Genomic DNA, 6,752 nt, shown 5'->3' on the forward strand with positions numbered 1-6,752 from the left:
GTAACAGAATCATTGGAACCATCGTAAGAACCGCTTACTATTTCGCCGACTGCTCGCGCTATCGCCCGTAGACTGGTTTGGTATTGGATCTCTGGTTGACGGGTCGTCGGACGTGTTTTTTTCCTGTTCCGCGGTAAAGCCATTGCCTACGCTCCCCATGATCTGTTCAGCTTCCTGTGGTATCATGTTATATGACGATATCAACATCTGAATGCCCGTATCCCGGGGTAACAGCCCCGCAGCTACTGAGCTGACAATTTCTACCATGCTGGATATTTGGGCACCGTTTAGGTCAACATTGCCGGGTTGTTCTGCATTCACAGGTTGAAGGAACTTACTTGGCTCGCCAATCTGAGGGGGTGCGCCATCTTCCGCATTGTTAATATCCTCATCCCCTATTGAACCACCAATACCCGTGACATCGGCCATTTCACGCAGATCGTTCATGGCGGCTTTAAGGTTCATCATGCCGCCATCCAGTGCCCCGTTTAGGGCATTGACGGTGTTAACGGCAATGGTGGAGCGATCAAGATCAGACATTTGCCATAAAGGGTTGAACTCGAAGGTGAAATCCTCCGGCAATGGCTGCCCGAACTCCGAACGGTGCATCACATCCAGCAATCGCCGAATGGGTTGACGTAATCGCCGCTCCTGTTGGGTGCTGATGTTGTCGTAGTAGTTAGCAAGATCCGCGTCTCCCGTCGAAAAACCTTTCGGGGACTGACCAAACATCCGTACCAGTGGAATACCCACCGCGCCCGATATCTGCTCGGCAAACTGTGCCAGCACGTTATCCAGACCGCTAAACGAATATTGATGGGTTTCAAACACGTCGGTTTTATCCATCAGCGTCATGCCTTCGTTGCTCTGGAACTGTCGGATCATATCCATGTGTTTGAGTAACGCATCTAAACTAGCGCCCCCCCTCGCAATAATTTCGCGCAACTTGTCAATGCTGTAGGTTCTCAAATGAGCCTTATAAACCAACTGTGCCGCTCCGGTTGTTGCACTGTCGAACGCCGTTAGGCGATCATAGATGCGTTCAACCACTGACATGCCCCACTCATTTTCAGTCTGAGCTTGTTGATACGGCAACGTCACCCCGTCCAGCCGTATCAGGCGGCTGTGATGGATTTTCCATGCCGGGATACCCCTACCCGTATTCGTTACGTTGTAGAATTCAGGTTTACCTAAATCCTTACCGATCTCTTTGATACGGCGGTTTAAATCCGGTTCTATCTGCCAGCGGTCAAGCGGCAGTAGCCCTTTAAATTTACCTTGACCTATGGTCTCAGGCCGCAGTGGAGTAAACGGGGCCTGCCCTTCTATCAGGATAAGCCCCACTGCCCCACCGTAAAGCCGCGACCATTTGATGATGTTGTTCAGGTTTTCCCACAATTCCAGCTCATCAAACAGCGATTCCAATATGCCACGCGATTTAGGTTCTATTTCAGAAGTGATCCTGAACCCCTTACGGGTCATGTCATCCGCCACCGAATCCACCGCCGCGCCGACTATCCATGACGATCGGTAGGCATATTCGATTAACATCCTGTTGCGGCTCGTCCAGTTCGGGCGATAGGTCGACGCTGAATGCTGGTTGGGTGTGTTCATCCCGACACGGGCCAGCATGTTTTCATAACTGTCGGCCGTGGGTTGTGTTTTGCGATTTTTCGCCATTAACTACCTCGTCCTAATAATTCCCAGATTTCCATCGAGATATCCATCGGGGCGTACAGGATCATCACTGAGTCCGCCAGGTTGGGCGATTTCGTGCCGTCAGGTTTTTTATCCACGATGATTTTCCCCACACCATTCACTGAATAGGTAGGCTGAGATAATTCGATTATTAATTTGTCTTTTAGTGGCATCTCGCTGGATATTGATATCAACTCGTCGGGGTCGTACGCATGCCCCTCTTTAACTGCACGGTACGTTTTCTGGAATCTGGTACGCAGTGACCACCACGCCTGTGCCTTGGCGTTAGCGAAAAAATCCTTGTTCAGTCGCGCTGCGCTGAACGCATCGCCCGGTACCGCTTCACCTTCAGGATCAAACACTGCGCCACTGCCACGGAATGGCGTCGCGGTAATTAAGGGTATTCGCAGCGCTTTACGTTGGTCATTGATAATACGGGCATCGCCCCGTACACCTGCCCCAAGTCCGTCACTGTCGAACCTGAACGAGCCTAAATTGTGTGTACTACACCATCCGAAGACGCGTTCAACCGAGCCGTAGATATCGCTGCCTTTACCCGACCATTCCTCGATTCCATCCAGCAAAAACCCATAACGATATGCGAACGCGTTTTTGTCCTTGCCTTCGTCGGCGACATCCATCGCACCCAGACGGATGCCTGTCGGTTGGATGCCCAGTTTAATATGGGCATCAATCGCCGCTTGAACCCACTCTGACGGGATCAGGATCCCTTCTACAGACGCCTGATAGTTAATATCGACTTCCTGCGCCAGCGTGACAGGATCAAGTTTTTCCACCTGTTTGGCATACCACGCATCATCTTTGCGCGGGTCGTCCCGCCAATGGAATGTAAAAACCGAAATACGCCCACTGTGCCGGCGCTGGGCAAAAGAGTTCGCCATGCCGTTCGGCGTCGAAACGTCCTGCCGACAGTTGGTTGTGGCAGACAAGGACGCATCCACCAGTTCAGGACGTTCAAGAAACGCCGATTCATCCACGAAGTAAAAGCTGGCACGGTCACCACGCCCGATGCCGTCGCCCGCCTCGCCGGTTATCACCGATTCAGTATCAGGAAACAAGATGCGCATGTGAGGCGCATGTTTACGTACATCCCATGTCCCTCGAAATTCAGCAGGCAACAAGCTGATAAAATTACGGGCCTTATCAAACAGCGACTTAGGTGAGCCTAATTTGTCCACGTATTCTTCTTTGCGGGAGCCGAATCCGGCGGCGACACCGCGATTGAACAGACAAATCGAGGTGGCGGTTGCAATGGTCAGCCAGCTAATGCCCATATCCCTCGTTTTTTCGGTAATGCCCGGTTCTTGTAAGCGCCAGCACTCCATAAACCACGCTATCCATTCTTCCTGACGAGGGAAAAGAATAAACGGGATACGGGCGGGTAAGCCCCGTTCCACATTACGCGGGTCGACGGTCATGCCCCAGTCAATGATGAATTGCCCCGGGTTATCACGGTAAAATGTCCGCATCGTGGGTAACACAGATGGGTTTTGGCGAATACGTTGTAACCGCTCCATTCGCCACTCAAATACTGCGTTGTAATCGGGGTTGCGAAAATCAAACGGAAATGGTATAGGCATCGTCACCCCATCATTTTCTTGTAGGCATTTGCCGCCTGTTCTGCCGTTAAGTTAGCTACCTCGATTGGGCCACCGTCTGCACCTGAGTGCTCGGCTTTCACGTTTTCACGGAATGCCTGAACAGACACATGTTTGCCCAATAACTCCAAATTTTTTACTTTATCCGGCCATTTGATCTTTTTGAGAATGCCGACCATATCGCGCTCTTCGCCCCGGCCTTCGAACATTTCAGCTAGGTTGAACCCGCTTAAGTATCGTCGCCATGATTCCGGCCATTGAGACAGCGGCTTGATGCTCAGGTCTTCTTCCAAAATGTCCGCAACGTCCATCTGGTCAATTTCAACGAGACGCATCAGGACATAGTTAGCATCAATACCCAGTTGTTTGTTGCGCGCATCTTTCATCTCATCGATCAGCGCGACAACATAGGGTTTTTGCATTAACTGGTAGCCCAGTTCACTGGCACGACGTGGACTGTATCCCGCTCTGATCGCCGCCTGCGTTGCATTCAAATCGACCAGATATTCACGGCAAAACATTTTTTGTTTTGTGGTCATTTTTGCTCTGGTCATTTTCTTTTCCTTACTCATTAACATTGAATAGCCCGCAGTTATGAAGGCTATGCGATGATAATCCGATATAAAAATGCCACCACGTCCGAAGAGGTGATGGCATGGGTTATTGCTTTAACCACTCAAGGGAATGGGTAAAGGAATAAAAAAGCCATCACGTCCGAAGAGGCGATGGCGAAGTATTGTTATTTAGATGTATGAGTTTTTTAAGCGCTGATAACTTTTTCGAAGTTTTCTTTTGCCACTTCTATGGCTTTATTTTTAATTTCATCGAGAGATAAAGTATAGGCCTCTTGTATAGTGACTTTAAATGAAAAAGCTTTCACATCACCTCTAGAATCTGTAGTCATGAAAACACTAACCATCACCTCTACGTAATTATCTTGAATAATATACCCAGGATTATAACCCTCAAAACGACCACTACAATTGATTGACTCAATTAAATATTTCATGTTATTTCCTCATCAATTCTTCCCATTTAACAAGGATGTCATTTTATTTTTTATCATAACCCCAATACAGTTCTTACCATTGTTTCCCATCTCACACAAAACACCCGCAGCCCCAGAGTGTCAGGGGCTACTGACACTGCTCCTATACATACCCCACCACCCCAGCATCATTTGCTCTGCGGTGGTAATTAAAAAGTGGTTGGTTGAGCCACAGCACGAACCCAGCACATAATCCCCTTTTGCAGATCAGTGCGACCTTCGTTCAGCCAACGCATGTCAATTTGGTGATTACCTGTTTGTGCATTCGTGACCGCAAGATAATCATAAAGTTGGCCTAATTCCTCCCCAAGCGCCTTAATCCTGTTCATGCAATCAATTTCATCTTGGGTTAATTCACGGTAGCCGGTGATTTTACGGTGTTGATTTTCCATCATTGCCTCTACATTCGGTATTAATGTAACCCTGCAAATATCTCAGTTTTGCTCGGTCGTTAATAATGCCTTCTCGGATATCGAGAACAGTTGATCCAGTTTCTCCAGTGATTTCGACGGGGGTTCCATCGCCCATGCTGCCGGAGGGAGCGGTTTCAGACACGGGACAGTTGGCTTTGATGCGCAACTTGCGACGGCCAGCGGCAACATCAGCCCGAAGAGTGTCAATTTCAGTCTTGGCATTGGCGAGTTCCTGTGTGTGCTTGGTATCCAGTTCATGCAGCATTTCAATGTGCGTGTTCTGGTGGTTAATGCGGTCGGTCAGTTGCTGGATTTCGGTTTTCTGGTTGCCATTGATGCCCAACTGTTTGTTGTATCCAGAGCGATAGTGATAAACCGCAAACGAGGCAACACCTAGGGCAGTAACCAAAACGACTAACAGTTTTTTCATAGCAACAGCGCCCCTATGAACAAAAACCAACCCCAACCATCGCGGCTACCGATTGCCAGAATAAATGCACACAGAAACATCATTGCCGCCAGTGAATGCCTAGTCATCCAACCCCCAGCATGTCAGTTCCGATTCCTGAGCACGTCGCTCAACCTGACCGTAACAGCCGTTCGCTTGGCCTTTGGTCTGCCTACAATCTCTGCCACCGTCGAATATCCAGCGTTTAATCTCAGCACAGGCGCCTGTTTTATCCCCTGCGTTGAGTTTCCGATAGAACGTGGATGAGAAACATTTACCGGGGCCAATGTTGTACGGGCAGAAACTGGCAATACCCGCTATCTGGGGTTCAGTCAATGGCATCCGTACATTGCGTTTTACCCAGTCAATCGCCCGCTGCGCCTCAATCTGGTTTAGCGCATCACATTGTGCTGTTGTCAATCTCATCCCCTGACGAACGGGAGCGCCATCTATCCGGGTTACACCACGGCAAATAGTCCAGATACCGCCTGCATCGCGATAGGCTGACAGCCGATTACCCTCTTTTTCATCCAGAAACTGAGAGAGAATGGCTGTGGCACTCGCACCGGATAGCACCAGACCAATGACCGCAGCCGTTAATTTACTCGTCTTTTTCATGTCTGCTGAATTCCCGGTGTTTGTAGTACCAGTTCACGGCGAATGTGCCTACCGTGCAGATAATGCCGGTAACTATCGCCCAGTCGTTTAATGACAGGGCGCCCAGCATAGCGGTGAATGCGCCCCAACCGTATGCAGAGGGGCTTGTGTATTTGTCCATGCGCATATTCCACCCCATTGAGCAATGGGCGTCCGTGGGGTGAAATAGTCGCCCCTGTGAGTTAATAGTTAGTGGGAGATACCGATACCGGAATTCCGATATCGGAATTAATTCAAATAGTTAGATTGTAAATATAGAAAAGGCCACGCCGGAGCGCCGGCTTGGAATATTCATCAAAATATCCTGACTCTTGCGGGATTTTGAACTACTGCATTTTTTTGCAGGAGTTGAGTTGTCAGCTCAAAGTTTGCTGCTAGCAATAAATCTTATTTCCCGTTCGGCTTCTCTCGTGCCGCCCAGTGGCGATCATGCTCTTCCGGTGTGGCTTTCTGGTCTTCAAATATATCCTCAATTTTAAAGCCATCGGGTAACAGCGCCCATGCAACATAGAAGTACCGTGGCTCAAACTCATCACCCATCCACGAATAAATACCCGCGTATTCCCCATCGTAAAATCGGATATAACCAATGTGCCAACCATCGCAGGTGTTATAAACCAGCACTGCTTGACCGTTCATATCGGGCGTGGGTTGTTCAGAAGCAGGGCGGAAAACTAAGGATTCTGTGACTGGTGCAGACATGTGTTCCCCCAGAAATGAAAAGGCCACACCGAAGTGCAGCCCGTGTTAGCGAGATATTAACGTTTGTGAGCGGTCAGCCAATGGCATAGATAATTGGTGAAAATCAGACCCTATTTAACATAATAGCCATTTAGCGCCCTCGCACTGTAGGCGCAATATAGTAATGT

The 6,752-nt window shown here is 49.2% G+C and carries 9 protein-coding genes; all 9 read right to left on the bottom strand.

Translation table 11 applies throughout. From position 1 onward, the window contains the following. Positions 1 to 9: 9 nt before the first annotated feature. The gene (locus tag H8A87_RS07670; RefSeq protein ID WP_198689389.1) at positions 10 to 1,680 is read right to left on the bottom strand and encodes a DUF1073 domain-containing protein; all 1,671 of its coding nucleotides are present in this window, start codon (positions 1,678 to 1,680) and stop codon (positions 10 to 12) included. After that, a complete protein-coding gene (locus H8A87_RS07675; protein WP_198689390.1) occupies positions 1,680 to 3,299 on the bottom strand; it encodes a TerL protein in 1,620 nt (539 codons plus the stop codon). Before H8A87_RS07675 ends, H8A87_RS07670 begins: the two co-directional genes overlap by 1 nt. A 2-nt stretch (positions 3,300 to 3,301) precedes the next feature. Continuing rightward, positions 3,302 to 3,871 (bottom strand): terminase small subunit, encoded by a 570-nt coding sequence (locus tag H8A87_RS07680; protein ID WP_198689391.1) that lies wholly within the window; start codon positions 3,869 to 3,871, stop codon positions 3,302 to 3,304. Positions 3,872 to 4,077: 206 nt separating this feature from the next. Next, complete coding sequence (locus tag H8A87_RS07685) at positions 4,078 to 4,326, bottom strand: hypothetical protein (RefSeq protein WP_198689392.1); 249 nt, start codon at positions 4,324 to 4,326, stop codon at positions 4,078 to 4,080. Positions 4,327 to 4,514: 188 nt separating this feature from the next. Next, on the bottom strand, positions 4,515 to 4,760 hold the full coding sequence (locus H8A87_RS07690; protein WP_232370132.1) for an Acb2/Tad1 domain-containing protein: 246 nt from the start codon (positions 4,758 to 4,760) through the stop codon (positions 4,515 to 4,517). Further along, positions 4,738 to 5,208, bottom strand: a complete 471-nt coding sequence (locus H8A87_RS07695; RefSeq protein ID WP_198689393.1) for a lysis protein — start codon at positions 5,206 to 5,208, stop codon at positions 4,738 to 4,740. The genes H8A87_RS07690 and H8A87_RS07695 overlap by 23 nt, the downstream gene beginning before the upstream one ends. Positions 5,209 to 5,307: 99 nt before the next feature. Beyond that, on the bottom strand, positions 5,308 to 5,844 hold the full coding sequence (locus H8A87_RS07700; protein WP_198689394.1) for a lysozyme: 537 nt from the start codon (positions 5,842 to 5,844) through the stop codon (positions 5,308 to 5,310). After that, positions 5,828 to 6,004 carry a phage holin family protein gene (locus tag H8A87_RS07705; protein ID WP_408646878.1) on the bottom strand — a complete coding sequence of 59 codons (177 nt, stop codon included), beginning with the start codon at positions 6,002 to 6,004 and terminating at the stop codon, positions 5,828 to 5,830. Before H8A87_RS07705 ends, H8A87_RS07700 begins: the two co-directional genes overlap by 17 nt. A 266-nt stretch (positions 6,005 to 6,270) precedes the next feature. Next, entirely contained in the window at positions 6,271 to 6,585 is a 315-nt protein-coding gene (locus H8A87_RS07710; RefSeq protein ID WP_198689396.1) for a hypothetical protein, read from the bottom strand. Positions 6,586 to 6,752 lie beyond the last annotated feature (167 nt).

Origin of the sequence: Xenorhabdus lircayensis (assembly GCF_016306625.1) — a bacterium.
Lineage (GTDB): Bacteria > Pseudomonadota > Gammaproteobacteria > Enterobacterales > Enterobacteriaceae > Xenorhabdus > Xenorhabdus lircayensis.